We start from the raw sequence: 26,012 nt of genomic DNA on the forward strand, positions 1-26,012 counted from the left end.
CCGATTCAGATGCGTTGGCGATGAGCGAGAACGACAAAGACGAGGCCAGCCATGACCATCGGCAGTGAGAGCCACTGCCCCATGCTGACGGTGTACGACAGGCCAAGGATACCATCATCGGGTGAGCGGAAATACTCGGCGACCCAGCGCAGGCAGCCGTAACCGATCAAAAAGACGCCCGAAATGGCACCACGCGGGCGTTCCCGGCTTGAATACAGCCACAGGAGAACAAACAGAACGACACCTTCGAGCCCCGCCTGATAGAGCTGCGACGGATGGCGGGGCAGGTCGTCGACCCACGGAAACACCATTGCCCATGGCAGGGACGGATCAGCCACACGCCCCCACAGCTCGCCATTGATGAAGTTGCCGATGCGTCCGGCGGCTAGCCCGAGCGGCACCAGGGGCGCGATGAAATCGGTGATGTCGAGCCAGGTCTTGCTGGTCTTCCGCGCGTACAGCCACATCGCGACAAGTACGCCGAGGAAGCCGCCGTGAAACGACATGCCCCCCTGCCAGACGGCGAGAATCTCCAGTGGATGGGCGAGGTAGTAACTCGGTTGGTAGAACAGCACCTCGCCCAGACGGCCACCGGCGATCACGCCAAGCACACCATAGAACAGCAGATCGTCAAGTTCGCGCACGGTCCACCCGCTTGTCGACAACTGGCGATGGGTCCGGATGCGGTGCCGGCCAAGCCACCAGAACTGGAGAAAGGCCGCCAGGTACATCAGCCCGTACCAGTGAACCTTGAGCGGGCCGAGCGAAAGTGCGATGGGGTCGAACTGAGGGTGGATCAACACGGCACGAACACCAGAGGGCTTTCGGATAGAATCGGAATTATATCGCGCCACTCTTGGGCGCGTTCTGGATTGGAGATCGGCCATGCCTGACTATCGTTCCCGCACCTCGACCCACGGCCGCAACATGGCCGGCGCACGCGCTCTGTGGCGCGCTACCGGCATGAAGGATGGCGATTTTGGCAAGCCGATCATCGCGGTGGTCAATTCGTTCACCCAGTTCGTTCCGGGTCACGTACATCTCAAGGATATGGGGCAACTGGTGGCGCGCGAGATCGAGGCCGCTGGCGGTATCGCCAAGGAGTTCAATACCATCGCCATCGACGATGGCATTGCCATGGGGCACGACGGCATGCTCTATTCACTGCCCTCGCGCGACCTGATCGCCGATTCGGTCGAGTACATGGTCAATGGGCACTGCGCCGACGCCATGGTCTGCATCTCGAACTGCGACAAGATTACCCCGGGCATGCTGATGGCGGCGATGCGGGTGAACATCCCGGCCATCTTTGTCTCCGGTGGTCCGATGGAGGCCGGCAAGGTCGACTGGGGTGGCAAGGTGATCGCCATCGACCTCGTTGATGCGATGGTCAAGGGCGGCGACAGCAACTGCTCAGACGACGAGGTCGAAGCGTTCGAGCGCTCGGCGTGCCCCACCTGCGGTTCGTGCTCCGGGATGTTCACCGCCAACTCGATGAACTGCCTGACTGAAGCGCTCGGCTTTTCGCTCCCCGGCAACGGTACCGTTCTCGCCACCCACGCCGACCGCAAGGATCTTTTCCTGAGGGCGGGGCGCCAGATCGTCGACATGTGCCGTCGCTATTACGAGCAGGAAGATGCGTCGGTGCTGCCGCGCTCGATCGGCAGTTTCGAAGCGTTCGAGAATGCGATGACGCTGGATGTGTCGATGGGTGGGTCTACCAACACCGTGCTGCATATTCTGGCGGCGGCACAGGAGGGTGGGGTGAACTTCACCATGGATGACATCGACCGTATTTCGCGCCGCGTGCCCTGCCTGGCCAAGGTCGCACCCGCGACGCCCGATTACCATATCGAGGACGTGCACCGTGCCGGCGGCATCTTCGCGATTCTCGGCGAACTCGACCGTGCCGGACTGATCCATCGCGACCAGCCGACGGTGCACACAAAAACGCTTGGCGAGGCAATCGACACCTGGGATGTGGTCCGTTCCAAGGCGCCGACCTTGATTGATTTCTTCAGGGCTGCTCCCGGGGGCATCCCGACGCAGACGGCGTTCTCGCAGAATCGGCGCTATCCCGATCTGGACCTCGATCGCGCACACGGCTGCATTCGCAGTCAGGCCAACGCCTATTCGCAGGACGGCGGTCTGGCCGTGCTCTATGGCAATCTGGCCACCGACGGCTGCATCGTGAAAACGGCTGGCGTTGACGAGAGTATCTGGGTATTCACCGGCCAGGCGCGGGTATTCGAAAGCCAGGATGACGCCGTGCAGGCGATTCTTGCCGATCTGGTCAAGGCGGGTGATGTGGTGGTCATCCGCTACGAAGGGCCGAAAGGCGGCCCCGGCATGCAGGAAATGCTTTATCCGACTTCCTATTTGAAATCCAAGGGGCTGGGCAAGGCTTGCGCGCTGCTTACCGACGGCCGCTTTTCCGGCGGCACCTCAGGGCTGTCGATCGGGCACGCTTCGCCGGAGGCAGCAGAAGGCGGCGCCATCGGGCTGGTTCAGGAGGGCGATACGATCGAGATCGACATCCCGGGACGTCGCATTCATCTGGCCATTTCCGATGCCGAGATGAGCAGGCGTCGGGCCGAGATGGACGGCAGAGGCGATTCTGCCTGGCAGCCGGTGGCCGAGCGCCAGCGGGTCGTCTCAAAAGCGCTGCAGGCGTATGCCCTGATGGCCACCTCGGCCGCAACCGGTGCTGTGCGTGATCTCGAGCAATTGAAAAAACGCTGACTCCCGCGGGTCGTGATCGTCGATTTCCGGCTTGGCCTCTGGCCGCGATGGCTGCGGTCCCGGTATCGACACCGGAGACCAACTGGTAGCGCTGTCAACGGTCTGTCCCGCCGATGCGTTAGATGCTTGCTGCCGCTTGACGTATTGGCGATACGAATCAAGAGACTTTGCAAGCTTGCCAAAGTGAAATACTATCGAAACGTTTCAAACCATTTTTCTGAACGGAGTAAGAGCATGAAAGCAATCTACGTGAGTCTGCTGGCTGCTGCCGGGGTCATGTCTGCTGGCGCCGTACAGGCGCAAGACGCCGAAGCGCTGGCCAAATCGAAGAACTGCCTGACCTGCCACCAGGTGGACAAGAAGGTCGTTGGCCCGGCCTACAAGGATGTGGCCAAGAAGTACACCGCCGCGGATGAGCCCATGCTCGCCGAGAAGATCATCAAGGGTGGTAAGGGCACCTGGGGTCCGGTCCCGATGCCGCCTAACAAGGTTACTCCCGAGGAGGCCAACAAGCTGGCCAAGTGGATCCTCAGCCTGAAGTAGTGGTTGAATGAAGAAAACCGGCCAGGCGCCGGTTTTCTTTTTTGTGCGAGGCCGCAGGACATCGACTATGCATCGCGGGCAGGAAATATGCATGTTGACAAGGTGCTGGCGTGCTTGGACAATCGCCCGTTGGCTACCCCATTAAAAACACAATATCGGAGATGAAACCTATGAACCAAGTACGTATACCCGGTGTACTCATCGCTCTGGCCGCGTCGGTGGCCGTGATTGGTTGCGGCAAGAAGGAAGAGCCCAAAGCAGCAGCTCCGGCTCCCGTGGCAGCTGCGCCGGCGGCGGTGCCGGCAATGGTTGTCGCCATTGGCCACGTCGCGCCGCTGACCGGACCGATTGCACACCTCGGCAAGGACAACGAGAATGGCGCTCGTCTGGCGGTCGATGACGCCAACGCCCAGAAGATCACGATTGACGGCAAGCTGATCACCTTCGAACTGCTCGGCGAGGACGATCAGGCCGACCCGAAAACGGGCACTGTCGTGGCCCAGAAACTGGTTGATGCCCACGTCGCCGGCGTTGTCGGTCACCTGAACTCGGGGACTACCATTCCTGCCTCGTCGATCTATAATCAGGCCGGCTTGCCACAGATTTCACCGTCGGCAACCAATCCCAAGTATACCCAGCAGGGCTTCGCTACCGCTTTCCGGGTGATGGCCAACGATGTTCAGCAGGGTTCGGTGATCGGGACCTACGCGGCCAAGGACATGGGCGCCAAGAAAATTGCCATCATCGACGACCGTACGGCCTATGGTCAGGGGCTGGCGGACGAGGTCGAGAAAGCTGCCAAAGCTAACGGCGCGACGGTGGTCGCCCGTGAGTTCACCAATGACAAGGCGATCGACTTCAAGGCGATTCTGACCAAGATCAAGGCCAAGAATCCTGACGTGATCTTCCTCGGCGGCATGGATGCCGTTGGCGGCCCGATGCTCAAGCAGATGAAGGAACTGGGCATCAAGGCCAAATTCACCACGGGTGACGGCGGTTGCTCGCCCGAGCTGATCAAACTGGCCGGCGCCGCGTCGGAAGGTGTGATCTGTACGCAAGCGGGCCTGCCGGCAGACAAGCTGCCGAATGGCCAGAAGTTCCTCGCCGAGTTCACCAGCAAGTACGGCCCGATCCAGATCTACTCGCCGTACAGCTACGATGCGGTGATGGTCCTGATCGACTCGATGAAACGCGCCAATTCGGTCGACCCGGCCAAGTATCTGCCGGAAGTCTCCAAGACCTCATACGATGGCGTCACCGGCAAGATCGAGTTCGACGAAAAAGGTGACATCAAGAACGGCGCGATCACGGTTTTCGAAATCAAGGATGGCAAGCTGGTTACTTTGAAGAGCGAAGGTGGCGCCTCGGCAGCGGCAGCGCCGATGCCAGCCGCAGCCCCGATGCCGGCGGCAGCGCCCGCTGCGGAAGCCAAGCAGTAATCGGGCATCTGTTGTCGAGGGAGTGGCGGCTGTGCTGCCATTCCCTCGATTTTCCTGCATCTGCATCCGCATCCGCTCACCATGAGCCGGGCCTGGCGCCAGAGCGCCCGGTTCCTGGCGCCATGAGTCCGAACCTCTGGTTCGCCACAAGCACCTTGTTGCGGAAAGCCCGACCATGGACACTCTCCTCCAGCAACTGATCAACGGCCTCACTCTGGGCGCCGTTTATGCGCTCGTCGCTCTCGGTTACACGATGGTGTACGGCATCATCGGTCTGATCAACTTCGCTCATGGCGAGGTGGTGATGATCGGAACGATGGTCGCTTTCACGGTCATTGTTTCCCTGGCGGGCTCCGGCATGGCGCCGCTGCTCATTCTTGGCATCGGTCTGCTGGTTTCGGTGCTGGTCTGCATGGTGCTCGGGTTCTTGCTGGAACGTGTTGCCTATCGTCCCTTGCGAGGTGCCCCGAGACTGACGCCGCTGATCACGGCAATCGGCATGTCGATGGTCCTGCAGAACGTGGCGATGATCATCTGGGGTCGCAATTACATCACTTTCCCGCCGATGATCGAGAAACACATCTACAGCATCGGCGGAGCAACTTTCACCAACGTGCAGGTGGCCATAGTTTCCCTTGCCGGCCTGGTCATGCTCGGCTTGATTTACCTGGTGCACCGTACGCGTATCGGCATGGCCATGCGCGCGACGTCGCAGAATCCGCAGGTCGCTTCGTTGATGGGTGTCGATATCAATCGCGTCATTGCCATGGCCTTCATCATCGGCTCGGCGTTGGGCGCCGTCGCTGGTTGCATGGTCGGTTCCTACTACGAGATTGCGCATTATCAGATGGGTTTCATGCTTGGCCTGAAAGCATTCACAGCGGCCGTTCTGGGCGGTATCGGCAACCTCGCCGGCGCCATGGCCGGTGGGATCTTGCTGGGGGTGATTGAGGCTCTCGGTGCCGGTTACATCGGTCAGCTGACGGGTGATTTCCTCGGCAGCCACTACCAGGACATTTTCGCGTTCATTGTTCTGATCGTCGTTCTGATGTTTCGTCCTTCCGGCCTGTTTGGCGAGCGTGAGGGAGACCGCGCATGAACGGCCAAGTCAGAAAAGCGGTTCCTTGGCAGCGCCACTGGCTGGGCATTTTGCTGATCGGCGTGGTCCTGTTGGCCGTGCCTTTCGTTGCCGCTCTTGGCGGCCAGGCCTGGGTGCGCATCGCAAATTTCGCGATTCTTTACGTCTTTCTGGCACTTGGCCTGAACATCGTCGTCGGCTACGCGGGCTTGCTCGATCTGGGTTACGTCGCTTTTTACGCGGTTGGTGCCTATGTCTATGCCTTGCTGGCATCGCCACACTTCGGGATTCACTTGCCATTCTGGGTAATCTTGCCGATCGGGGCTGCCATCGCCTGCCTCTTCGGCATGTTGCTTGGCGCGCCGACGCTCAAGTTGCGTGGTGACTATCTGGCGATCGTCACGCTCGGTTTTGGTGAGATTATCCGCATCTTTCTGAATAACCTGAATGCGCCGATCAATGTCACCAATGGCGCGCAGGGGATCACCCTCATCGATCCGATTCGCATCGGAGATTTCTCGTTTGCCGAGACCAGTACCCTCCTCGGCCTGCAGATTTCTGGCCCGCAGAAGTACTACTTCTTCCTGGTAGCCCTGGCGATCGTGGTCATCATTGTCAACGTGCGCTTGCAGGATTCGCGCATTGGTCGGGCCTGGCAAGCCATTCGTGAGGACGAAGTCGCTGCCAAGGCCTGCGGGATCAATACCCGCAACATCAAGCTGCTGGCTTTTGCCATGGGAGCTTCGTTTGGCGGCGTCGCCGGTGGTGTTTTCTCGGCGATGCAGGGTTTCGTAAGTCCCGAGAGTTTCTCGCTGATGGAATCGATCACCATTCTGGCGATGGTCGTTCTGGGTGGGATGGGACATATTCCCGGGGTAATTCTCGGAGCCATCCTGCTGACCGCTCTTCCCGAGGTCTTGCGCTATGGCATCGAACCGCTGCAAGACGCCATCTTCGGGCGCAGCATCATTGATCCGGAAAGCCTGCGGATGCTGATCTTCGGGCTGGCGCTGGTGCTTGTCATGCGCTTCCGGCCGGCGGGTCTATGGCCGTCGCCGCAGCGTCGGCGCGAACTTGCAGAGAGTTCGGATTGACCATGAGCGAACACCAGGTACTTCTCGAGGCACATGCAGTTGCCAAGCATTTTGGCGGCGTGAAGGCATTGCACGACGTTTCGCTGACCATTCGGCGGGGCGAGATCTACGGCCTGATCGGCCCCAACGGCGCCGGCAAGACGACGTTTTTCAACTGTCTTACGGGTCTTTACAAGAATGAGAGCGGTCACTTCATCTTTGACGGCGTATTACTCGCAGCCGACGCGCCGCACAAGGCGGCTGAAGTCGGCATTGCCCGGACCTTTCAGAACATCCGCCTGTTCGGCAATATGACCGCGATCGAGAACGTGATGGTCGGTCGCCATCTGCGCACGCATGCCGGAGTGATTGGAGCGATAAGCCGCAACCGGGCGACTATGGCGGAGGAGGCGAAGATTGCTCGCCGCGCCGAGGAGTTGTTGCACTATGTCGGTATCCATGAACGGGCGCATGATTACGCCAAGAACCTGTCTTACGGCGATCAGCGTCGACTTGAGATCGCCCGCGCTTTGGCCACCGAGCCGAAGCTGTTGGCGCTCGATGAACCTGCTGCGGGCATGAACGGTACGGAAACCGAAGCCCTGCGGGTGTTGGTCGAGGGCATCTGCAAGGATGGTGTGACGGTGTTGTTGATCGAGCACGACGTCAAACTGGTCATGGGCCTGTGCGGCCGGGTCGCGGTACTCGACTACGGCGAAAAGATCTGCGAAGACGTGCCGTCAGTGGTGCAGAACGATCCGCGTGTCGTCGAGGCCTACCTCGGCGGCTCGGTGGCCTGAAGGGACCGAACAAATCATGCTTGAAGTTACCGGGTTGCGCGTTTCCTACGGTGGGATCCAGGCCGTTCGCGGCATCACTTTTCATGTCAATGAAGGCGAGATGGTAGCTCTGATCGGTGCCAACGGCGCCGGCAAGAGCAGTACCTTGCGCGCCCTGGCGAGACTGCTCACGCCAGCTGGCGGCAGTGTTCGCTATCGAGGCAAGGAGCTGGTGTCCTTGCCGCCGCATCAGCTGGTGAGCGAAGGGATCGCCCTGGTTCCCGAGGGGCGAGGCGTTTTCCCGCGCATGAGCTGCGTCGAGAACCTGCGCATGGGCTCCTACGCGCGCAACGACAAGGCGGCGATCGAGCGCGACCTCGAGCACGTGTTTGGGCACTTTCCACGCCTCAAGGAGCGGGCGCAGCAAATGGCGGGAACGCTTTCCGGAGGAGAGCAGCAGATGTTGGCGATCGGCCGTGCGCTGATGAGCAAGCCCAGGTTGATGCTCCTCGACGAACCTTCGATGGGTCTGGCTCCGATCATGGTGCAGAAGATTTTTGAGGTGATTCGTACGGTCGCTCTTGAAGGAATGACCATTCTGCTCGTCGAGCAGAATGCCAAGCTGGCGCTGGAAGTCAGTCAGCGTGGGTACGTCATGGAGAGCGGCGAGATAACGGTGACCGACGAGTCGAAAAAGCTACTCGCCGATCCCAAGGTTCGGGCGGCCTATCTCGGCGAGTAGGGGAGGGCGGTTCTAGAAGTCCATCGCATCGGCGAAGGACAGGGCCTGCAGCTGTGCCCGGTTGAACTGGTCGGTTGTCAGGCCAAGCATTGCCGCCTGTTCTGCGACTACCTCGCCATCGTTCTGCTCGCTGGCCAGTGCTAGTTCGAGGAAGGGTTGATAGCGCCCTCCGTTGCCAAGCAGGGCGTCGCAGATCGGCTCGGGGAGTCGCATCGCCTCGAGCGCATCCTCGATACCGACGCCGAGCAGTACGTCGAGCAGCGAAAAAGCGCCGGTAATGAACAGGTTGTCGTACTCGGACTTGTCGACCAGGTCGGTGGCCAGCAGTTCCATCAGTCGCCCTCTTACCAGGGCCGTGTACATCAAGGCCGGTGCCATCGGGTCCTTGCTCGCTGTCGCCAGCAACAGCGACAGCCAGCGATTGAGCTTGTCGTAGCCGAGCATGCTCACCGCGTGGCGGAATGACTGAATCTCGCAGGAAAGGCCAAAACCGGCAGAATTGATGTAACGCAGCAGTTTGTACGACATCGCGACATCGTTCTTGAGTGCCGCTTCGATTTCCTTGACTTCGGCGTTTCCGCGCACCAGGTTGAGTACGTGCACGATGTTCGTCTGTGCCGGGTTGAGCTTCTTCGCCGGTACGCTTGTCGGGGACGTGAAAAACCATCCGCTGGCGGAGGTGATGCCGGCATCCAGACACGCGAGAAAATCCTGGGTACTGGCGACATTGAAAGCGACGCCCATTCCGTAGGTTTTCGTGCGGGCGGCCAACAGCTTGAGTTGCTCAAGCGTAAACCGCTGAGCATCGAAACCGATGAAGCGAAACGGTACGCCGCTTGACAGTGCTTGTGCCGCTTCGGGATCGAAATTCAGGCAGACGGTCGGTTGCCAGGTTTGCAGCGCACTGATCAGGTCAGGCCCGTTGGGGCCGACCAGACTGGCTGCCGGCAGTTCAATGGTAGCGTTCTCGGGTGGCGTCCAGTCGAGCAAGCCTGCGTTGTAGTCGGTGTGCCCGCAATTGACGAAGATCGGTTTTTCACTGCGGGGCCAGACATCATCCAGGGCGCCGAGGGCGGCTGCCGCATCCTGCATGCTTGCTGCGGTGCCGAGATGGAGCGTCAGACGTGTGGCGATTATCCTGCTCTGGCGATTGAGCAGGGGCTGACGGGACATGACGAAGTTATTCATAGGTGGCCGACCGTTGTATCCAAAGAGGTGAGCGTATCGATCGCCTCGCGCACATCGGCGGCATAGTCGAAGGAATCAGCGAAGAATTCGTCTGCCGGCAAGTGGCAGCGCGTCAGGAAATCCCGCCTGGCGGCGGCAACCATCGCCGGTGACCCGCAGACATAGGCTTGATAGCCGGAGAGGTCAGGATGGTCCGTCATCGCCGCTTGATGGACGAGGCCGGTTCGACCGTTCCAGTGATCTCCCGCCGGCGGGTCCGATAGCACCGGGATGAAATCAATCGTTGCATGCTGCGCGGGCCATTGTTCGGCAAGCTGCAGGAGGTAGAGATCGGCGCGACCACGGCCTCCCCAGTAAAGGTCCATCGGTCGCTTGCAACCCTCCGCGATGGCCTGCTCGACAATGGCCTTGATCGGCGCAAAACCCGTTCCACCAGCAACCAGAAGCATCGGCTTTTCGGAGTCGGTACGCAGGAAAAAGCTTCCATGCGGCCCCCTTAGACGCAGCAGGTCACGTTCCTTCATGGTGTTGAAGACGTGGCCGGTGAACTGCCCGCCAGGCACGTGGCGGACATGCAGTTGGAGGAAGTCGTCCTGGTGTGGTGGGTTGGCCAGGGAAAAAGCCCGGCGCTTGCCCTCCTTGAGCAGGATGTCCACGTATTGCCCGGGGAGAAATTGCAGGCGCTCGTTGGCCGGCAGCTTGAGCTCGATCAGCATCACGTCCGGAGCTGCCCGCGTGAGACGCTGAACGCGCGCCGGCAAGGTCCTGACCGGAATGTCGTCGAGCGAGCGAACCTCTCTGCTCTCGATGCGCAGGTCGCTCTTGGCGGTGGCACAGCAGAAAAGGGCGAAGCCGGCCTGACGGTCGGCGGTGCTGAGGACCTCGAGAGGCGCTTTCCCGTGGTCGATCTGCCCGCTCAATACCTCGCCCCGACAGGAGCCACAAACGCCATCACGGCAACCGTACGGCAGGCTCAGCCCCTGCCGCAAGGCGGCATCAAGAACCGTCTCTCCGGGCTCGGCCCGAAAGCGGTGATCGCTCGGCTGAACGCTGACCTCGAAACCCATTGCCTCTCCGCGGATGGCCGAATCCGGTAAAATTGCGCAGTGCAAAAACTATTGATCGTCGGCTGTGGAGATATTGCCCGCCGTCTCCTGCCCCGTCTGCTCGGCCACTACCGCGTTTTTGCACTGGTGCGCGACCCGGAACAACTCGCCTTCTGGCGCGACAGGGGCGCCAAGCCCGTCCTTGCTGACCTGGATCAGCCGCAAAGCCTGCAGCGCATTGCCGGTCTTGCCGAGATCGTCGTCCATCTCGCGCCGCCTCCCGCCGTCAACCGGAGCGGTGCCGCAAGTGATCGGCGCGACACCCGAACCCGCTGGCTGCTTGCCGCACTGGCTCGCGGAATGAGTCTACCACAGCGAATCGTGTATATAAGTACCAGCGGCGTCTATGGCGATTGCGCCGGTGCGCGCATTGATGAGACTTGCCCTGTCCGGCCCGCCACCGCCCGTGCCCATCGGCGTGTCGATGCCGAGCGCCAACTGCGTGCTCTTGGCCGCCGTGGTGTTGTCGTGAGTATCCTGCGCGCGCCCGGAATTTATGCTCCTGACCGCTTGCCGATCGCCCGCCTGCGGCAGGGAACGGCGGCGCTCCGAACGACGGACGACGTCTACACCAACCATATTCATGCCGAAGACCTGGCGACGATGACCTGTGCCGCGTTGCGTTATGGGCGCAGCAACCGCATCTACAATGCCTGTGACGATTCTGAAATCAAGATGGGTGAGTATTTTGATCTCGTTGCCGATCGTTTCGGCTTGCCCAGGGTGCCTCGTCTGTCGCGTGGCGAGGCGCAGGAGAAGCTGTCGCCCCTGCAGTTATCGTTCATGAGTGAATCACGTCGACTGACCAGCCAGCGCGCCAAAAAGGAACTGCGAGTGAAACTTCGCTACGCACGGGTCGATGATGGTGTTGCTGCGGCCTGGGCTGAAAGGAATAGTCAGTGCTTGTAGTTAAGGTTTTGCATCTGTGGATGGTGGTCAGCTGGTTCGCCGGCTTGTTCTACCTGCCGCGCATCTTTGTCAATCTGGCGATGGTCGAGGCCGGCAGTAGCGCCGAGCGTGAGCGCTTGTTGTTGATGGCCGGCAAGCTCTATCGATTCATGACCCCAATCGGTTTTCTGGCGGTCGCTCTCGGTCTGTGGTTGTGGTTTGGCTACGGATTTTCCGGCGGATGGCTGCATGCCAAGACGGCTCTGGTGGTCGTGCTGATCGCCTATCACTTCTACTGCGGTCGACTGCTGAGCGACTTCCGGGCTGGTCGCTGCGCGCGTAGCCACGTCTGGTTCCGCTGGTTCAACGAGTTGCCGGTGCTGCTGCTGCTGGCGGCGATCTACCTCGCCGTAATGAAGCCCTTCTAGTCCACACGCCTCGGGAGACAATTGTGGAAACATTTTTTGCGAGCTGCCCACGCGGCCTCGAGACCCTGCTGGCGGAAGACCTGGTGGCAGCCGGTGGGCGTGATCTGAAGCAGATCTCCGGCGGGGTGCATTTCATCGCCGAGTGGCCGGACTGCTACCGTGCCAATCTCCACTCACGCATCGCCACGCGAATTCTCTGCCGGGTGGCGCAGGCCGGTTATGACAAGGAGGAGGACATCTACCGCCTGGCCCTGGACACGCCATGGCCGAAGTGGTTCGTTCCGGAACAGACCATCCGGGTTGACGTCAATGCGGTGAAAAGCCCACTGAAGAGCATCGACTTCGTGACCCTGCGCATCAAGGATGCCATTTGTGATCGCTTTCGTCGTGATTTCGGGCGCCGTCCAAGCGTGGACACCCGTCAGCCAGACGTGCGCGTTCAGGGCTTCATCAGTAGCGACGAGTGCACGCTTTACCTTGATACCTCCGGTGCGCCCTTATACCAGCGCGGGTTTCGCCAGAAAACCGTCGAGGCTCCCCTGAGGGAAAACCTGGCGGCAGGCATTCTCCGCCTCAGCGGCTGGCAGCCCGGCATCGCCCTGCTCGATCCGATGTGCGGCAGCGGCACTTTCCTGGCCGAGGCTGCCCAGATGGCGCTGGGCGTGGCGCCCGGCAGCAGGCGTGATTTCGCTTTCCAACGACTGCGCCACTTCGATCCGACGGCCTGGAAAAAGCTGCATGATGCGGCGCAGGCGACCGAGAAACCGCTTGCCAAGGCAGGGATTTTTGGCAGCGATATCTCACCGGTAGCCGTGCGCGCGACGCTGGCCAATCTGGATCGTGCAGGGCTGCTGCCGGCGGTAACCCTCGGCACGGGTGACCTGCTCGAGATTGACGCGCCTGCTGCCAGTGGCATCATGGTCAGCAATCCACCTTACGGTGAGCGTGTGTCCAGCGAGGACGAACTGGCGGCGTTCTATCCGCTCCTTGGCCATGCGCTGAAACGCAGGTTTGCGGGTTGGCAGTGCTACCTGATCAGTGCGGACACGCGCTTGCCGAAAATGGTTCGCCTGACGCCCAGCAAGAAGACACCGCTGTTCAACGGTGCGCTGGAATGCCGGCTTTACGAATTCAAGATGGTGGCCGGCAGCAATCGCGGGTCTAGATGATGTCCAGGTGGCCGATGCCCGCGGTCAGGTCTCTGTCCTGCGATTCCTTGCCATTCAGCTTGATCTGCAGGCGCAGGTCGTTCAGTGAGTCGGCGTTGCGCAAGGCATCCTGATAGTTGATCTGACCGCCTTCGTAGAGATCGAAGAGCGCCTGGTCAAAGGTCTGCATACCTAGTTCGCGCGAGCGCTTCATGACGTCCTTGATTTCGAGTACGTGGCCCTTGAAGATGAGGTCTGAGATCAGTGGCGAGTTGAGCATGATCTCGATCGCCGGCACCCTTCCCTTGCCGTCTTTCTTTGGCAGCAGACGTTGCGAGACGAGGGCGCGCAGGTTCAGCGAGAGGTCCATCAGCAGTTGGTGGCGGCGCTCCTCGGGGAAGAAGTTGATGATTCGGTCGATCGCCTGGTTACTGCTGTTGGCATGAAGCGTGGCGAGGCACAGATGCCCCGTTTCGGCAAAGGCGACGGCGTAGTCCATGGTCGCTCGGTCGCGGATTTCGCCCATCATGATCACGTTCGGCGCCTGCCGTAGCGTGTTCTTCAGCGCTGCTTCCCAGGAGTCGGTGTCTACGCCAATTTCGCGCTGCGTAACGATGCATTTCTTGTGTTCGTGGACGAACTCTATCGGGTCTTCAATGGTGATGATGTGGCCTTGCGTATTGCGGTTGCGATGATCGACCAGTGCTGCCAGCGAAGTGCTCTTGCCGGTGCCGGTGCCGCCAACGAAGATCACCAGACCGCGCGAGGTGAGCGCGACGTCTTTGAGTACCTGCGGCAGTCCAAGATCATCCAGCGTCGGTACGATTAGATTGATCGTCCTGCAGACCACCGCGACACGGCCTTGTTGGACCAGCGCATTGACCCGAAAGCGACCGATTCCCGCCGGCGAGATGGCAAAGTTGCATTCCTTCTTCTCTTCGAACTCGGTCGCCTGGCGGTCGTTCATGATCGAGCGCGCCAGCTCAGCCGAGTGCTGCGGCAGGAGTGGCTGGTTGGAAACCGGCATCACCTTGCCGTCGACCTTGATTGCCGGAGGAAAATGGGCGGTGATGAAGAGATCCGAGCCATTCTTCTGCGTCATCAGGCGCAGCAGTTCGTGCATGAAGTTTATGGCTTGATCGTGTTCCATGCTGGTCCTCTTGATCGGCCGTCGCGCTTAGACGCCGGCGAAACTATCCTTGTTGGCGGCCTTGCTGCGGGCTTCTTGCGCTGCAACGACGTTGCGTTTGACGAGCTCGAGCAGATTCTGGTCGAGCGTCTGCATCCCGTGTTGCTGCCCGGTCTGGATGACGGAATACATCTGGGCCACCTTGGCCTCCCGGATCAGGTTGCGAATCGCCGGCGTGCCGATCATGATCTCGTGGGCGGCGACACGTCCCGATCCATCCTTGGTCTTGAGCAGGGTCTGCGAAATGACCGCCCGTAGCGACTCGGAAAGCATTGATCGCACCATCTCTTTTTCCGCGGCGGGGAATACGTCGATGATCCGGTCTATGGTCTTGGCTGCGCTTGAAGTATGCAGCGTGCCGAACACCAGGTGGCCGGTTTCCGCGCCGGTGAGCGCCAGGCGGATGGTTTCGAGATCGCGCATTTCGCCAACCAGGATCACGTCCGGGTCCTCGCGGAGTGCCGAGCGGAGTGCATTCTGAAACGACAAGGTATGCGGGCCGACTTCACGCTGGTTGATCAGGCATTTCTTCGATTGATGAACGAACTCGATCGGATCCTCGACGGTGAGAATGTGGCCGTACATGTTCTCATTGACGTGGTTGACCATCGCAGCCAGGGTGGTGGACTTGCCGGAGCCGGTCGGTCCGGTGACCAGAACGATCCCTCTGGGATACTCCGAAATGGGTTTGAAGATTTTCGGGCAATTCAGATCTTCGAGGGTGAGCACTTTCGATGGAATGGTCCGGAAGACCGCGCCGGCCCCACGGTTCTGGACAAAAGCGTTGACGCGAAAGCGTGCCAGATTGGGAATTTCGAAGGAAAAGTCGCATTCCAGAATGTCTTCGTACTGCTTGCGCTGACCGTCGCTCATGATGTCGTAGACCATGGCATGGACGTCTTTGTGCTCCATGGCGGGCAGGTTGATACGGCGCACATCGCCATTCACACGAATCATCGGCGGTAGCCCGGACGACAGATGCAGGTCGGAAGCCTTGTTCTTGACACTGAAGGCCAGTAGTTCTGTGATGTCCATCCGGTTCGGTCCTCGGGTGGTGGGCTGGGCGCAGTGCTATACTCCGGGTAACTGCACGACGCCAGATTATGATCCCACTTTCCGCTAAGCTGCAAGCCGTTCTCGCGCGAATCGCCGACGCGGCGCGGCAGTATGGACGTGATCCCGGAGACGTTCGCCTGGTCGCTGTCAGCAAGACCTGGCCGGCTACCCGGGTGCGCGAGGCGGCTGTCGCGGGACAGAAGGCGTTTGGCGAGAGCTTTGTCCAGGAAGCCGTGCAAAAGGTCGCTCAACTAAGTTCGCTGGGGCTTGAATGGCATTTCATTGGTGCGTTACAGGGCAACAAGACTCGCGTCCTTGCGGAGACTTTCCACTGGGTGCATTCTGTGGACCGCCTGCGCATCGCTGAGCGTCTCTCCGAGCAGCGCCCGGCATCGCTACCCCCGTTGTCGGTCTGTCTGCAGGTGAATGTCAGCGGTGAGGCGACCAAAGGTGGAGTTTCTCCGGCGGAAGCGCCGGCGCTGGCGCAGGCTGTTGCCGGACTGCCGAGGCTGCGTTTGCGGGGCCTGATGACCATCCCGGCGCGTTCTGACGACTTCCTGGAGCAACGCCGCCCTTTCCGCCGTCTGCGGGAACTTTCCCAACAACTACAGGCCGACGGCCTCGCGCTGGATACACTGTCGATGGGCATGTCGCATGACCTCGAAGCCGCGATCGCCGAGGGCGCAACACTGGTGCGTGTCGGCACCGCGATTTTTGGTGAGAGAAGCACAGCATGAGAATTACTTTCCTGGGCGGTGGCAACATGGCCCATGCCCTGATCGGTGGTTTGGTAAAGACGGGTTTCTCGACCGCCGACATCGCCGTTATTGAAGTGGGTGCACAGGGGCGCGCCAAGCTGCGGCTGGTGTACGGCGTTCGGTGCTATGAATCACCGACGGCGGCCGCGCTCGACTGCGATGCGCTGCTGCTGTCAGTCAAGCCACAGCAGATGCGGGATGCCTGTGCGTCGCTCCCCAAGCGACTCAGGAATCAACTGATCATCAGCATTGCAGCCGGCCTCCGCCTCGCCGACATCTCACGCTGGCTGGGGGGGTATGGAAAGATCGTGCGAGCGATGCCCAATACGCCGGCACTGATCGGTTCCGGGATCACCGGGCTGTGCGCGCTGCCGGCCGTATCGATGGCCGAGCGCTTGGGCGCCGAGCGCATCCTGCAGGCCGTTGGCAGCACCCTGTGGGTGGCCGAGGAGAGCCAGATGGATGCCGTGACCGCCGTCTCGGGCAGTGGCCCGGCTTACGTCTTTCTGTTCATTGAAGCGTTGCAGGAGGCAGCCAAGGAACTCGGTCTCACAGCGACGCAGGCGCGCCAGCTTTCGATCGAAACCGTGCTCGGTGCGGCCAAGCTCGCGGTACAGTCCGATGAAGCGGCCGGCGTGCTGCGAGAGCGCGTCACCTCGAAAGGCGGGACCACCGAGGCTGCCCTGCGGACGATGGAGGAGCTTGCCGTGCGGGAGGGTTTCATCGCCGGCGTCCTCGCCGCCAACACGCGTAGCCGCGAGCTGGGCGAACTGCTGGGAAAGGATAGTTGATGGCGGCGCAGGCTGGCTTGTTCCTGCTCCAGGTGGTGACCGGCCTGTTCACCTTTGCGCTGCTGCTGCGCTTTTACATGCAGGTTTTTCGCGTCTCCTTCAACAATCAGGTCGGTGCTTTCGTCGTCGACCTGACCAACTGGCTGGTCAAGCCGTTGCGCCAGGCGCTGCCAGGGCTCTGGGGTCTGGATCTGGCGAGTCTGTTGCCCGCCTATCTGTTGCAGCTGGTGCTCGCTTTCGCTGCGGCTTCACTGCAGGGCGGCGTGGAGATTTGGTCTCTCGGGCCTTTTCTTCCGCTGTTGCTTTGGCACGCTGTACTGGCGACCTTACGCTTCAGCATCTACCTGCTGATTGGTGCCTTGCTGGTGCAGGCCGTCCTCTCCTGGGTCAGTCCGTACTCGCCATTGAGTCAGCCGGTCTCGCAGCTGACCAGGCCCTTCCTGCGGCCGATCCAGCGGGTGGTGCCGACCATCGGCTCGGTAGACCTGTCGCCGCTGATCGCCATTGTCCTTGCGCAGCTGGTCTTGATGTTCCTGTAAGCCGTGGCCGACTGGCTGTGCCGGAATGACGGCTCGATCACCCTCACCGTTCATGTCCAACCCGGAGCCAAGAGCAGCGAAGTCGCTGGGTTGCATGGCGACGCGTTGAAAGTACGCCTCGCCGCGCCGGCGCTTGACGGTCGGGCCAATGCTGCCTTGATTGCGTTCGTCGCGCAGCGGCTGGATCTGCGCAAGTCGCTGGTCGAGCTCAAAAGCGGCCAGAAATCGCGGCGCAAACTGCTGCTGGTGACGGGTGCGCCGGCGGATGCGGAACAGCGCCTGCTCGGGGAATGAGCGGACGTTCAGGCCTCGAAGACGATCCGTCCGCCGACCAGCGTCATGTGCACCCGGCCGTTTAGCTCACGATTCAGGTACGGACTGTTCTTCCCCTGGCTGCGCAAGGCCTCCGGCGTCACGCGCCAGGTTTCCGTGGGGTTGAAGACGCAAACGTCGGCGGGACTGCCGATACGCAGCGATCCGGCGTCGATACCAAGGATCGCTGCCGGATCACTGGTCACGCGGGCCAGCGCGTCGGCGAGTGGTAGGTTTTCCTGCTCAGCCCATAGCAGCGTCAATGGCAGCAGAAGCTCCAGCGCGGTGGCGCCCGGCAACGCTTCTGCGAACGGCAGCTGCTTGCCATCGGCGTCGATCGGGGTGTGGTCGGAGCAGATTGCCGCCAGACCTTCGCGGGCGGCGGCACGCAGCGCGTCACGGTCGCCCGCCGCGCGCAGGGGTGGGTCGAAGCGGGCATTGCTGTCGAAGTAGCCAATATCGGCCTCCGACAGGTGCAGATGATGAATCGACACATCGCAGCTGACCTGCATTCCGGAACGCTTCGCTTCGCCAATCAGGGAGATCCCGGCAGCTGATGACAGCCGGGAAAGATGCAGGCAGACGCCGGTTTCAGACGCCAGTAGCAGAGCCGTCGCGATGGCGACGGTCTCCGCGGATACCGGAACGCCGGTCAGCCCCAGCCGCGAGGCGACCTCGCCATCGTGCGCGACACCGTCGCGGGCGAGAAACTGATCCTGTGGCCGTAGGCGAACGGCGTAACCAAAAGTGGCGGCGTACTGCATCGCGCGCAGCAGCAATTGAGTGTCGATCGGCTGGTTGGCCTGCGAGAAACCGATACAGCCGGCGCTCGCCAGACTGTTCATTTCTGCCAAGCGCCGGCCTGCCAATTGCTGGGTCAAGGCGCCGATCGGATAGACGTGTGCCAAGCCAAGCGTTTCGCTGCGCCGCACCAGGCGCTCGACCAGGCCGGGTTCGTCGAGCGGCGGGTTGGTGTCGGGGGGGCAGGCGAGAGAAGTGACGCCACCGGCTACCGCGGCGCCAAGTTCCGGTTCGATGCTGCCGAGCCGAGCCGACAGGTCGACCAGCCCCGGGCAGACGATTAGCCCTGTCGCATCAATGCTGCGCTCAGCCGAGAAGCCGGCAGGCGGCTGAGCGATCGCCGCAATGCGCCCGTCGGCGATGAACAGGTCGAGGAGGGCGTCAAGGCCGCTTTCCGGATCGATCAGCCGGGCATTCCGGATATGGAGATTTTGCCTGTTCATCACTCAGTTCCCGGCCAGAATGCCCATTACCGCCATGCGCACCGCGATACCGAAAGTGACCTGTGGCAGGATCACCGCTTGTGGTCCGTCGGCGACGTCGGAGTCGATTTCGACGCCGCGATTCATCGGCCCGGGGTGCATCACGATGGCGTCCGGCTTGGCCAAAGCCAACATCGCCGGCGTCAGCCCGTAACAGCGAAAGTACTCACGGGCCGAAGGCAGCAGGGCGCCATTCATGCGTTCGTTCTGCAGGCGGAGCATGATTATTACATCGCAGTCGCGAAGGCCTTCGCGCAGATCATGGCAGACACGGACGCCCATTCCATCGATCGCGGTCGGCAGCAGCGTCTGCGGACCAATGGCGCGCACTTCGGCAGCGCCCAGCGTGATCAGCGCGTTGATGTCCGAGCGGGCGACGCGTGAGTGCAGGATGTCGCCGACAATCGCCACCGTCAGATTGGCGAAATCCTTCTTGTAGTGACGGATGGTGTACATGTCGAGCAGGCCCTGCGTCGGGTGGGCATGCCTTCCGTCGCCGGCATTGACCACATGCACGTCGTTCCGTCCGAGGCGGCGTAGATGATCGGCGATCAGGTGCGGTGCGCCGCTGGCCGCGTGGCGGACGACGAACATGTCGGCGTGCATGGCAATCAGATTGTCCACCGTATCGAGCAGGGTCTCGCCCTTGGCCGTCGAGGAACGAGTCACGTCGAGGTTGATGACGTCAGCCGACAGGCGTTTGGCGGCGATCTCGAAGGTGGTGCGGGTGCGGGTCGAGTTCTCGAAAAACACGTTGAAGACGCTCTTGCCACGCAACAAGGGTACCTTCTTGACGTCGCGGTCGGACACTTCGATGAAGCTCGAGGCGGTGTCCAGGATCTGGGTGAGTACTTCACGCGGCAAGCCTTCGATCGACAGCAGGTGCGTCAGATCACCGTTGGCGTTGAGTTGTGGGTTACGCATTCCCGCCAAGGCTCCATTGCAGGTGAGCGTCATCATCCGCCGAGAGCACCAGCTCTTGCGATGGATCGAGATCGACCCGCCAGGTGCAGAAGTCGGCGCTGATCGGCAATTGTCGCTGGCCGCGGTCCGCCAGAACAGCGAGCTGGATGCTGGCCGGACGGCCATAGTCGAACAGTTCGTTGATCGCCGCCCGCGTCGTGCGCCCGGTGTACAGTACGTCGTCGACCAGAATCAGTGGCCGGCCCTCGACATCAAAGGGAATCGAGGTCGGCTTGACCCGGGGATGCAGGCCTTTCTCGCCGTAGTCGTCACGGTAGAAGGAGACGTCGATCAGGCCGATTTCGTTGGCTTGCTGGAGCAGTTGGTGCAGGCGACGGGCAATCCAGACGCCACCACTGTGAATGCCGACCAGTACCGTATCCGGGCGAAGCCGGGGTCGGATCAGTTCGGCGAGTTCGACACATTGTGCTTCGGCGTCGGGGAGCTCAATTGCAGGCAGCGGTTTGGCGGTCATCGGCGGGTTTGGGGTCGGTGGAAGGGAGGTGTGGGCCGTTGCTGCCGACGCTGTCAAAATAGCCCTGCAGAATCAACTGGGCGGCAACGGCATCGAGATGCTTGCTGGCGCTGCGGCTGTTGTGGCCGGCCGCGCGCAGCTGTTCCTGCGCCGCAATCGACGAAAGCCGTTCGTCGGCGTAATCGACGCTCAAGCCGAAGCGGCCGTGCAACTGCTTGGCGAAGCGCTGGCAGCGAGCGGTCATGGCGTGCGCGCTGCCGTCGAGCGCGAGCGGTCGCCCGACGATCAGCGTGCGCGGCCGCCATTCCTGGATTAGCGCGGCGATGGCGGAGAAACGTGCATCGTTGGACTCGCCATGAATGGTGGTCAGCGGATGGGCTTGTAACAGCTGCCATTCGCCAACCGCGACGCCGATGCGCTTTTGACCGAAGTCGAAGGCGAGGACGGCGCCTGTCGGTTGGCCGTCCGGCTCACGCATGGCCGACCTGGTCGGCAAGATTGGTCAGGCTCACTCCAAGCAGTTCCAGTGCGGAGGCGAGTCTCTCTTCGTACGGCAGCTCGAAGAGAATGGGGAGCTTGGCCGCCACCGTCAGCCAGGCGTTCTCGGCCAGTTCGTGTTCGAGTTGGCCGGCAGACCAGCCCGAGTAACCAAGCGTGACCATGACGTCCTGCGGCTGCCCGCTGTGGGCGACCGCCTGCAGGATGTCGCGTGAACTGGTCAGGCCGACGTCCTCGTTGACGACCAGCGTAGACTGCCATTGGCCGACTGGTCGATGCAGGACGAAACCACGATCGGTCTGCACCGGTCCGCCGAAGAAAACGGGCAGGTTGGCCACGCCTTCAGCTTCAAGGGGAACTTCGATCTTGTCGAGCAGCGTCCCCAGGCTCATGTCGATCGGCCGATTGACGATCACCCCGAGCGCGCCGCGCTCATTGTGTTCGGCGATGTAGACCAATGTCCTCGCGAAATACGGATCCGCCATTGCCGGCATGGCAATGAGAAAATGATCAGTCAGATTGATGCTTGGCATGGTCTCATTCTAATCGGCGGCGGCGGCGGACACAAAGGTAATCCATCTTGGACTCGATTCTGGTCTGGTTTCGGCGTGATCTGCGGGACACCGATCACGCCGCTCTTGGCGAAGCGCTGCGGCGCGGACGGCGCGTCCATTGCGCTTTCATTTTCGAACGCGAGATTCTCGACGCGCTCGAGCAGCGCAGCGATCGCCGCGTCGAGTTCATCGGCGCGTCGCTGGTCGAGCTGGACACTGCGCTACGCCAGCGTGGTGGCGCTTTGCTGGTGCGCCATGGCTGGGCCGCTGCTGAGATTCCGCAACTGGCAAAAGAACTTGGCGTGTCGGCAGTGTTTGTCAATCGCGACTACGAGCCGCAGGCGAAGCGACGCGATGCCGCGGTGCGCGACGCCCTGGCCGCCGACGGAATCGCCTTCGAGTCGTTCAAGGATCAGGCCGTGCTTGACGGGGATGAAGTGCTGACCCTCGCCGGGCGCCCGTTTACCGTATTCACGCCGTACAAGAACGCCTGGCTCAAACGGCTGAGCGAGGATGACTGGCAGTCTTACGAAGGACGAGCCTGTGGAGCTCTGGCGCCGGACCAGGCCGCCACAGGCGTGCCTTCGCTGGCAAACATTGGCTTCGCCAGCACCGACTTGCGCGCGCTGGGCATTGTGCCCGGAATGTCCGGCGGCCAGAAACTGCTGACCGACTTCCTCGGGCGTATTGCGCGCTATCACCAGCAACGTGATTTTCCGGCGCTGAAGGGAGTGTCCTATCTCTCGCTTCACCTGCGTTTCGGGACGGTGTCGATTCGTCAGTTGGTGGCGAAAGCAATTGCTGCGGGCGCCTTGCGCGAAGGCGGTGAAGGCGCTGCGACCTGGCTTTCCGAACTGGTCTGGCGCGACTTCTACTTCATGATTCTTGACCGTTTTCCGCACGTTGCCGAGCGTGCATTCAAGCCGGCTTACGACGCGATCGAGTGGGAGCAGGGGCCCGACGCGGACGAGGCGTTCGCCGCCTGGTGCGCAGGACGAACTGGCTACCCACTGGTCGATGCGGCAATGCGGCAACTGAACAGCACCGGTTACATGCATAACCGCCTGCGCATGCTTGTCGCCTCGTTTCTGACCAAGGACCTGGGCGTCGACTGGCGGCGTGGCGAGGCTTACTTCGCAGGGCGGTTGAATGATTTCGATCTGGCGGCGAACAATGGTGGCTGGCAATGGGCGGCGTCAAGCGGCTGCGATGCGCAACCCTATTTCCGCATTTTCAACCCGGTGACCCAGTCGGAGCGCTTTGACCCGGCCGGCAGGTTCATCCGCCGCTACCTGCCGGAATTGGCCGCTGTGCCGGAGCGGTTCATTCACGCGCCGTGGCGCATGACGGCGCTGGAACAGGCCGCTTGCGCAGTGATCGTCGGGCGCGATACGCCGGCGCCAATGGTCGACCATCAGCAGGCGAGGCGCCGAACACTGGCGCGCTACGCGGTCGTCAAGCGCCTCGCTGCTCCTTGACGTGTCCCGCCACCAGGCGTACCAGTTCGTCTTCCTGGTAGGGTTTGCCGAGGTATTGGTTGACACCGAGTTCGAAGGCGTATTGGCGGTGCTTGTCGGCCGTCCGCGAGGTGATCATGATGATTGGAATCTTCTTCAGGCGCTTGTCGGCGCGTACGTTCCTGGTGAACTCGAAACCGTCCATGCGTGGCATTTCAATGTCGACCAGGAGCACGTCGGGGACCACGGCGACCAGTTGCTCAAGTGCGTCAGTGCCATCCTTGGCCGTCATGACCTGGTAGCCTTCGCGCGCCAGCAAGCGGCTGGTGATCTTGCGCACTGTCAGCGAGTCGTCGACGATCATCACCGTTGGCAGGGTGGCGATAGTACTGCCGGTGCTGGCCGGGTTGCGTGCCGTCGGTACCGGCGCGACCGGGTGTGCCGTGCGCGTCCGACTGGCCAGTGCCACCGGGTTCAGGATCAGCAGGACCTGGCCGTTGCCGAGAACTGTGGCTCCCGCCACACCGATCACCCGGGCCAGCTGCGGCCCGATGTTCTTGACCACGATTTCCTGGTTACCCACCACTTCATCGATTTGCAGCGCGATTCTCCGGGCGCCGCTACGTAGCAGCAGCACCCAGTACTGGGTGTGTTTTTCGGGCAGTGCCTGGGAGTCGCCGAGGAGGTGAGGCAAGTAGTGGAAGGGATACTGAGTCCCGGCCCACTCGGCGGCGTGGGCCTCGCGGATACGGGTCAGGCCTTTCTCCTTGAGATCGAGCACCTGCTCGATCATGGCCGCGGGAATCGCGTATTCGTTGTGGCCGGAGCGAACCAGCAAGGCTTTGGTAACCGCCAGCGTGAGCGGCAGATAAAGGCGGAAGGTGGTTCCCTGGTGCGCCGTCGACAGTACTTCAATACGTCCGCCGAGGCTGGTCACCGCGCTCTTCAGGACATCCATCCCGATGCCACGACCAGACAGGCGCGACACGCCGCTGGCGGTCGACAGTCCCGGGGCAAAAATCATCTCCACGACCTGCGCTTCGTCCGCGGCATCCTCTGCGGTCAACAGGCCGGCGGCCAGGCCTTTCTCCCTCAATCGCTGCAGGTCGAGCCCGGCTCCATCATCGGAGGAAACGAGAATGATCTCGTTTCCTTCCTGGGTCAGCGTCAGCGTCAGTTCGCCTATTTCCGGCTTGCCCTTGGCCAGCCGTACCTTCGTTTCTTCGAGCCCGTGCGCGATGGCGTTGCGCAACATGTGCTCCAGTGGCGCCAACATTTTGTCGAGGACGGTTCTGTCGAGTTGTAGTTGGGCGCCATTGATTTCCAGGTTAGCCCGTTTGCCGGTTTCCTTGCCCGCTTGCCTGACGATGCGGTAAAGACGATCGGCAATGGTGGCGAACGGCACCATGCGAACAGACATCAGCTCCTGCTGCACCTCACGGTTCAGACGCGATTGAGCAAGGATGGCAGCGTTGGCATCGTCAAGATTTTTCAGCAAATTCTGCTGCACGGTGGCTACGTCGTTGACCGATTCGGCCATCATCCGCGTCAGCTCCTGAAAACGCGTGAAGCGGTCGAACTCGAGCGGATCAAAATCGCTCTGACGGCGCTCGTCGACCTGCGCCGTGCGCGACTGCATCTGCAACTCGGCCTGGATCTCAATGTCGCGCAATTGCCGGCGCAGACGGATCACGTTCTCGGTCAGGTCCAGCAAGGAGCCCTTGATGGCACGCATCTCGCCTTCAATCCGGGAGCGCGCAATCGACAATTCCCCGGCTTCGTTGACCAGGCGGTCGATCAGATCGGCACGTACACGCAGCAGTGCTCGCTGTTCGGTGGTCTCGGTTTCGCTTTCTGGTAGCTGCGGCTGGCCAGCGGGTGCCCCCTGATCTGCAGCCACGGCGCTGGTATCGGCCCCCGCAACAGGCGTTGGCGCCTGATCGGGAGCCGCCTCATCGGGTACCTCGACCGGGGCATCGGAAGATTCGCCGCGCTGCAACCTTTCGACAATCTGCACCATCACGTCGAGGGCGTTGTCGACGTCGTCAATCAGCTCCAGCGGCGCGCTCTTCGACTCCTCCACCTCGGCCATGCGTGTTTCGATGGCGTGCGTCAGTTCACCGAGATTCATCGCGCCGGCCATGCGCGCGCTGCCCTTGAGGGTATGGAACAAACGTGCCAGCCGCCGGACCGCCTCGCCGTCGGCCGGATTGCTTCGCCAGGCGCGCAATTGGGCGGCAATGCTTTGGGTGAGGTCGACGGCCTCTTCGAGAAACAGCGGTAGCAGCTGCTCGTCGAGTTCGTCCTGCATTTCCGGGGGCGCGATGGCGACGGGGCCGGCGACCGACATGGCTTCCGGCTCGGCCGGGGCGATCGGTGTCGGCGGTTCTGGCAGCGCTGATTCCCGCTCGGCGGCGTCCGCCTCGGCAAGTGTTTCCAGCTGCTCGACCGAGCGCTCCGGGTAGAGCGCATCCAGCGCTTCGACGACCGAGGGTTCTGCGTTGGGCTCGTGATCGCTGGCGACATCCGCGAGCATCAGGGCGACTACGGCGATCGCCTGGCGGATGGTTTCCAGTGCTTCGAGGCTGTCGGGATGGGCCGCCTGGTTGTGCCGTAACAGCGCGTGTTCGAGTGCCAGGCACAGGCGGTTAACCGACTCGATACCAACCGTTCCGGCGATCCCGGCAAGGGTGTGGGCCGCGCGGTACATTTCGTGTGCGGTGGGAGCAAGAGGGTTGGCTTCCAGCACCAAAAACTCGTGGTGCAGGGTGGCCAGGTGAGTGCCCGCTTCTTCGTTGAAGATCTCTGCGAGATCGGGGGCGATCGAGAGCCGCGCACGCACGCTCGGCTCATCGAGTTCCCGTACCCCCGCTTCCTCGGTCACGGCAGTCGCCTGGGCGGCAAGCGGAGCGGCGACCTCATCCGCGGCGACGGCGTCCGCCGCTGCAGGCGTCTCGACCGCTGGTGGCGATTCGGCCGCTGG

26 protein-coding genes are annotated in these 26,012 nt (G+C 61.7%); 15 read left to right on the forward strand and 11 right to left on the reverse strand.

Annotation, left to right across the window (positions count from 1 at the left end; genetic code table 11):
• Positions 1–5: 5 nt before the first annotated feature.
• Complete coding sequence (lgt, locus tag RUW20_RS09930; protein WP_313952042.1) at positions 6–803, reverse strand: prolipoprotein diacylglyceryl transferase; 798 nt, start codon at positions 801–803, stop codon at positions 6–8.
• Positions 804–885: 82 nt separating this feature from the next.
• On the opposite strand from lgt, the gene ilvD reads away from it, so the two are divergent.
• The 7 genes from ilvD (at position 886) to RUW20_RS09965 (ending at position 8,396) form a co-directional block, all read left to right on the forward strand.
• Positions 886–2,742, forward strand: a complete 1,857-nt coding sequence (ilvD, locus tag RUW20_RS09935) for a dihydroxy-acid dehydratase (protein ID WP_313952043.1) — start codon at positions 886–888, stop codon at positions 2,740–2,742.
• Positions 2,743–2,976: 234 nt separating this feature from the next.
• Positions 2,977–3,285 carry a c-type cytochrome gene (locus RUW20_RS09940; RefSeq protein WP_313952044.1) on the forward strand — a complete coding sequence of 103 codons (309 nt, stop codon included), beginning with the start codon at positions 2,977–2,979 and terminating at the stop codon, positions 3,283–3,285.
• A 170-nt stretch (positions 3,286–3,455) separates the two neighbouring features.
• Positions 3,456–4,724: a branched-chain amino acid ABC transporter substrate-binding protein gene (locus RUW20_RS09945; RefSeq protein ID WP_313952045.1), complete on the forward strand. Its 1,269-nt coding sequence runs from the start codon at positions 3,456–3,458 to the stop codon at positions 4,722–4,724.
• Between the two features lie 175 nt (positions 4,725–4,899).
• Positions 4,900–5,823: a branched-chain amino acid ABC transporter permease gene (locus RUW20_RS09950; protein ID WP_313952046.1), complete on the forward strand. Its 924-nt coding sequence runs from the start codon at positions 4,900–4,902 to the stop codon at positions 5,821–5,823.
• Positions 5,820–6,896 carry an ABC transporter permease subunit gene (locus RUW20_RS09955; RefSeq protein ID WP_313952047.1) on the forward strand — a complete coding sequence of 359 codons (1,077 nt, stop codon included), beginning with the start codon at positions 5,820–5,822 and terminating at the stop codon, positions 6,894–6,896. The genes RUW20_RS09950 and RUW20_RS09955 overlap by 4 nt, the downstream gene beginning before the upstream one ends.
• Before the next feature lie 2 nt (positions 6,897–6,898).
• The gene (locus RUW20_RS09960) at positions 6,899–7,675 is read left to right on the forward strand and encodes an ABC transporter ATP-binding protein (RefSeq protein ID WP_313952048.1); all 777 of its coding nucleotides are present in this window, start codon (positions 6,899–6,901) and stop codon (positions 7,673–7,675) included.
• A 16-nt stretch (positions 7,676–7,691) separates the two neighbouring features.
• Positions 7,692–8,396, forward strand: coding sequence for an ABC transporter ATP-binding protein (locus tag RUW20_RS09965; protein WP_313952049.1), 705 nt, complete (start codon positions 7,692–7,694; stop codon positions 8,394–8,396).
• A 12-nt stretch (positions 8,397–8,408) separates the two neighbouring features.
• On the opposite strand, the gene RUW20_RS09970 is transcribed toward RUW20_RS09965, so the two are convergent.
• Positions 8,409–9,569, reverse strand: coding sequence for an HDOD domain-containing protein (locus RUW20_RS09970; RefSeq protein ID WP_313952050.1), 1,161 nt, complete (start codon positions 9,567–9,569; stop codon positions 8,409–8,411).
• 11 nt (positions 9,570–9,580) lie between these two features.
• Positions 9,581–10,651 carry a CDP-6-deoxy-delta-3,4-glucoseen reductase gene (locus tag RUW20_RS09975; RefSeq protein WP_313952051.1) on the reverse strand — a complete coding sequence of 357 codons (1,071 nt, stop codon included), beginning with the start codon at positions 10,649–10,651 and terminating at the stop codon, positions 9,581–9,583.
• A gap of 39 nt (positions 10,652–10,690) precedes the next feature.
• Here RUW20_RS09975 and RUW20_RS09980 point away from each other — a divergent pair, with 39 nt between their 5' ends.
• From RUW20_RS09980 to RUW20_RS09990, 3 genes are read left to right on the forward strand one after another with little or no spacing between them, the layout of a single operon-like run.
• Positions 10,691–11,599, forward strand: a complete 909-nt coding sequence (locus RUW20_RS09980) for an SDR family oxidoreductase (RefSeq protein ID WP_409559340.1) — start codon at positions 10,691–10,693, stop codon at positions 11,597–11,599.
• On the forward strand, positions 11,590–12,006 hold the full coding sequence (locus RUW20_RS09985; protein WP_313952052.1) for a CopD family protein: 417 nt from the start codon (positions 11,590–11,592) through the stop codon (positions 12,004–12,006). Before RUW20_RS09980 ends, RUW20_RS09985 begins: the two co-directional genes overlap by 10 nt.
• Before the next feature lie 20 nt (positions 12,007–12,026).
• Positions 12,027–13,175, forward strand: coding sequence for a class I SAM-dependent RNA methyltransferase (locus tag RUW20_RS09990; protein WP_313952079.1), 1,149 nt, complete (start codon positions 12,027–12,029; stop codon positions 13,173–13,175).
• On the opposite strand, the gene RUW20_RS09995 is transcribed toward RUW20_RS09990, so the two are convergent.
• Both RUW20_RS09995 and RUW20_RS10000 read right to left on the reverse strand, forming a co-directional pair.
• Positions 13,168–14,304, reverse strand: a complete 1,137-nt coding sequence (locus RUW20_RS09995; RefSeq protein WP_313952053.1) for a PilT/PilU family type 4a pilus ATPase — start codon at positions 14,302–14,304, stop codon at positions 13,168–13,170. The genes RUW20_RS09990 and RUW20_RS09995 overlap by 8 nt on opposite strands.
• A 27-nt stretch (positions 14,305–14,331) precedes the next feature.
• On the reverse strand, positions 14,332–15,378 hold the full coding sequence (locus RUW20_RS10000) for a type IV pilus twitching motility protein PilT (protein WP_313952054.1): 1,047 nt from the start codon (positions 15,376–15,378) through the stop codon (positions 14,332–14,334).
• 68 nt (positions 15,379–15,446) lie between these two features.
• Here RUW20_RS10000 and RUW20_RS10005 point away from each other — a divergent pair, with 68 nt between their 5' ends.
• Genes RUW20_RS10005 through RUW20_RS10020 form a run of 4 tightly spaced genes read left to right on the forward strand, consistent with a single transcriptional unit; the run spans position 15,447 to position 17,781 of the window.
• Positions 15,447–16,136 carry a YggS family pyridoxal phosphate-dependent enzyme gene (locus RUW20_RS10005; RefSeq protein ID WP_313952055.1) on the forward strand — a complete coding sequence of 230 codons (690 nt, stop codon included), beginning with the start codon at positions 15,447–15,449 and terminating at the stop codon, positions 16,134–16,136.
• The gene (gene proC / locus RUW20_RS10010; RefSeq protein WP_313952056.1) at positions 16,133–16,948 is read left to right on the forward strand and encodes a pyrroline-5-carboxylate reductase; all 816 of its coding nucleotides are present in this window, start codon (positions 16,133–16,135) and stop codon (positions 16,946–16,948) included. Before RUW20_RS10005 ends, proC begins: the two co-directional genes overlap by 4 nt.
• Positions 16,948–17,487 carry a YggT family protein gene (locus RUW20_RS10015; protein WP_313952057.1) on the forward strand — a complete coding sequence of 180 codons (540 nt, stop codon included), beginning with the start codon at positions 16,948–16,950 and terminating at the stop codon, positions 17,485–17,487. The genes proC and RUW20_RS10015 overlap by 1 nt, the downstream gene beginning before the upstream one ends.
• 3 nt (positions 17,488–17,490) lie before the next feature.
• Positions 17,491–17,781: a DUF167 domain-containing protein gene (locus RUW20_RS10020; protein ID WP_313952058.1), complete on the forward strand. Its 291-nt coding sequence runs from the start codon at positions 17,491–17,493 to the stop codon at positions 17,779–17,781.
• An 8-nt stretch (positions 17,782–17,789) separates the two neighbouring features.
• On the opposite strand, the gene RUW20_RS10025 is transcribed toward RUW20_RS10020, so the two are convergent.
• From RUW20_RS10025 to RUW20_RS10045, 5 genes are read right to left on the reverse strand one after another with little or no spacing between them, the layout of a single operon-like run.
• A complete protein-coding gene (locus RUW20_RS10025) occupies positions 17,790–19,043 on the reverse strand; it encodes a dihydroorotase (protein WP_313952059.1) in 1,254 nt (417 codons plus the stop codon).
• 3 nt (positions 19,044–19,046) lie between these two features.
• Positions 19,047–20,006 carry an aspartate carbamoyltransferase catalytic subunit gene (locus RUW20_RS10030; RefSeq protein ID WP_313952060.1) on the reverse strand — a complete coding sequence of 320 codons (960 nt, stop codon included), beginning with the start codon at positions 20,004–20,006 and terminating at the stop codon, positions 19,047–19,049.
• Complete coding sequence (pyrR, locus tag RUW20_RS10035) at positions 19,999–20,520, reverse strand: bifunctional pyr operon transcriptional regulator/uracil phosphoribosyltransferase PyrR (RefSeq protein WP_313952061.1); 522 nt, start codon at positions 20,518–20,520, stop codon at positions 19,999–20,001. The genes RUW20_RS10030 and pyrR overlap by 8 nt, the downstream gene beginning before the upstream one ends.
• Positions 20,492–20,998, reverse strand: a complete 507-nt coding sequence (gene ruvX / locus RUW20_RS10040) for a Holliday junction resolvase RuvX (RefSeq protein ID WP_313952062.1) — start codon at positions 20,996–20,998, stop codon at positions 20,492–20,494. Before ruvX ends, pyrR begins: the two co-directional genes overlap by 29 nt.
• Positions 20,991–21,551, reverse strand: coding sequence for a YqgE/AlgH family protein (locus RUW20_RS10045; protein WP_313952063.1), 561 nt, complete (start codon positions 21,549–21,551; stop codon positions 20,991–20,993). Before RUW20_RS10045 ends, ruvX begins: the two co-directional genes overlap by 8 nt.
• A 47-nt stretch (positions 21,552–21,598) precedes the next feature.
• On the opposite strand from RUW20_RS10045, the gene RUW20_RS10050 reads away from it, so the two are divergent.
• Positions 21,599–23,050, forward strand: a complete 1,452-nt coding sequence (locus RUW20_RS10050) for a deoxyribodipyrimidine photo-lyase (protein WP_313952064.1) — start codon at positions 21,599–21,601, stop codon at positions 23,048–23,050.
• Here the strand turns inward: RUW20_RS10050 and RUW20_RS10055 are convergent.
• Positions 23,028–26,012: response regulator (locus RUW20_RS10055; protein ID WP_313952065.1), on the reverse strand; the 2,985-nt coding region annotated here is incomplete at its 5' end. The two genes, RUW20_RS10050 and RUW20_RS10055, sit on opposite strands and share 23 nt — an antisense overlap.

This window comes from Accumulibacter sp., from assembly GCF_032229525.1.
GTDB lineage: Bacteria > Pseudomonadota > Gammaproteobacteria > Burkholderiales > Rhodocyclaceae > Accumulibacter.

Coding starts and splice junctions, on each gene's coding strand:
- ilvD (WP_313952043.1), top strand. CDS start 886: ATGCCTGACTATCGTTCCCGCACCTCGACCCACGGCCGCAACATGGCC.
- RUW20_RS09940 (WP_313952044.1), top strand. CDS start 2,977: ATGAAAGCAATCTACGTGAGTCTGCTGGCTGCTGCCGGGGTCATGTCT.
- RUW20_RS09945 (WP_313952045.1), top strand. CDS start 3,456: ATGAACCAAGTACGTATACCCGGTGTACTCATCGCTCTGGCCGCGTCG.
- RUW20_RS09950 (WP_313952046.1), top strand. CDS start 4,900: ATGGACACTCTCCTCCAGCAACTGATCAACGGCCTCACTCTGGGCGCC.
- RUW20_RS09955 (WP_313952047.1), top strand. CDS start 5,820: ATGAACGGCCAAGTCAGAAAAGCGGTTCCTTGGCAGCGCCACTGGCTG.
- RUW20_RS09960 (WP_313952048.1), top strand. CDS start 6,899: ATGAGCGAACACCAGGTACTTCTCGAGGCACATGCAGTTGCCAAGCAT.
- RUW20_RS09965 (WP_313952049.1), top strand. CDS start 7,692: ATGCTTGAAGTTACCGGGTTGCGCGTTTCCTACGGTGGGATCCAGGCC.
- RUW20_RS09970 (WP_313952050.1), bottom strand. CDS start 9,569: ATGTCCCGTCAGCCCCTGCTCAATCGCCAGAGCAGGATAATCGCCACA.
- RUW20_RS09975 (WP_313952051.1), bottom strand. CDS start 10,651: ATGGGTTTCGAGGTCAGCGTTCAGCCGAGCGATCACCGCTTTCGGGCC.
- RUW20_RS09995 (WP_313952053.1), bottom strand. CDS start 14,304: ATGGAACACGATCAAGCCATAAACTTCATGCACGAACTGCTGCGCCTG.
- RUW20_RS10000 (WP_313952054.1), bottom strand. CDS start 15,378: ATGGACATCACAGAACTACTGGCCTTCAGTGTCAAGAACAAGGCTTCC.
- RUW20_RS10005 (WP_313952055.1), top strand. CDS start 15,447: ATGATCCCACTTTCCGCTAAGCTGCAAGCCGTTCTCGCGCGAATCGCC.
- proC (WP_313952056.1), top strand. CDS start 16,133: ATGAGAATTACTTTCCTGGGCGGTGGCAACATGGCCCATGCCCTGATC.
- RUW20_RS10015 (WP_313952057.1), top strand. CDS start 16,948: ATGGCGGCGCAGGCTGGCTTGTTCCTGCTCCAGGTGGTGACCGGCCTG.
- RUW20_RS10025 (WP_313952059.1), bottom strand. CDS start 19,043: ATGAACAGGCAAAATCTCCATATCCGGAATGCCCGGCTGATCGATCCG.
- RUW20_RS10030 (WP_313952060.1), bottom strand. CDS start 20,006: ATGCGTAACCCACAACTCAACGCCAACGGTGATCTGACGCACCTGCTG.
- pyrR (WP_313952061.1), bottom strand. CDS start 20,520: ATGACCGCCAAACCGCTGCCTGCAATTGAGCTCCCCGACGCCGAAGCA.
- ruvX (WP_313952062.1), bottom strand. CDS start 20,998: ATGCGTGAGCCGGACGGCCAACCGACAGGCGCCGTCCTCGCCTTCGAC.
- RUW20_RS10045 (WP_313952063.1), bottom strand. CDS start 21,551: ATGCCAAGCATCAATCTGACTGATCATTTTCTCATTGCCATGCCGGCA.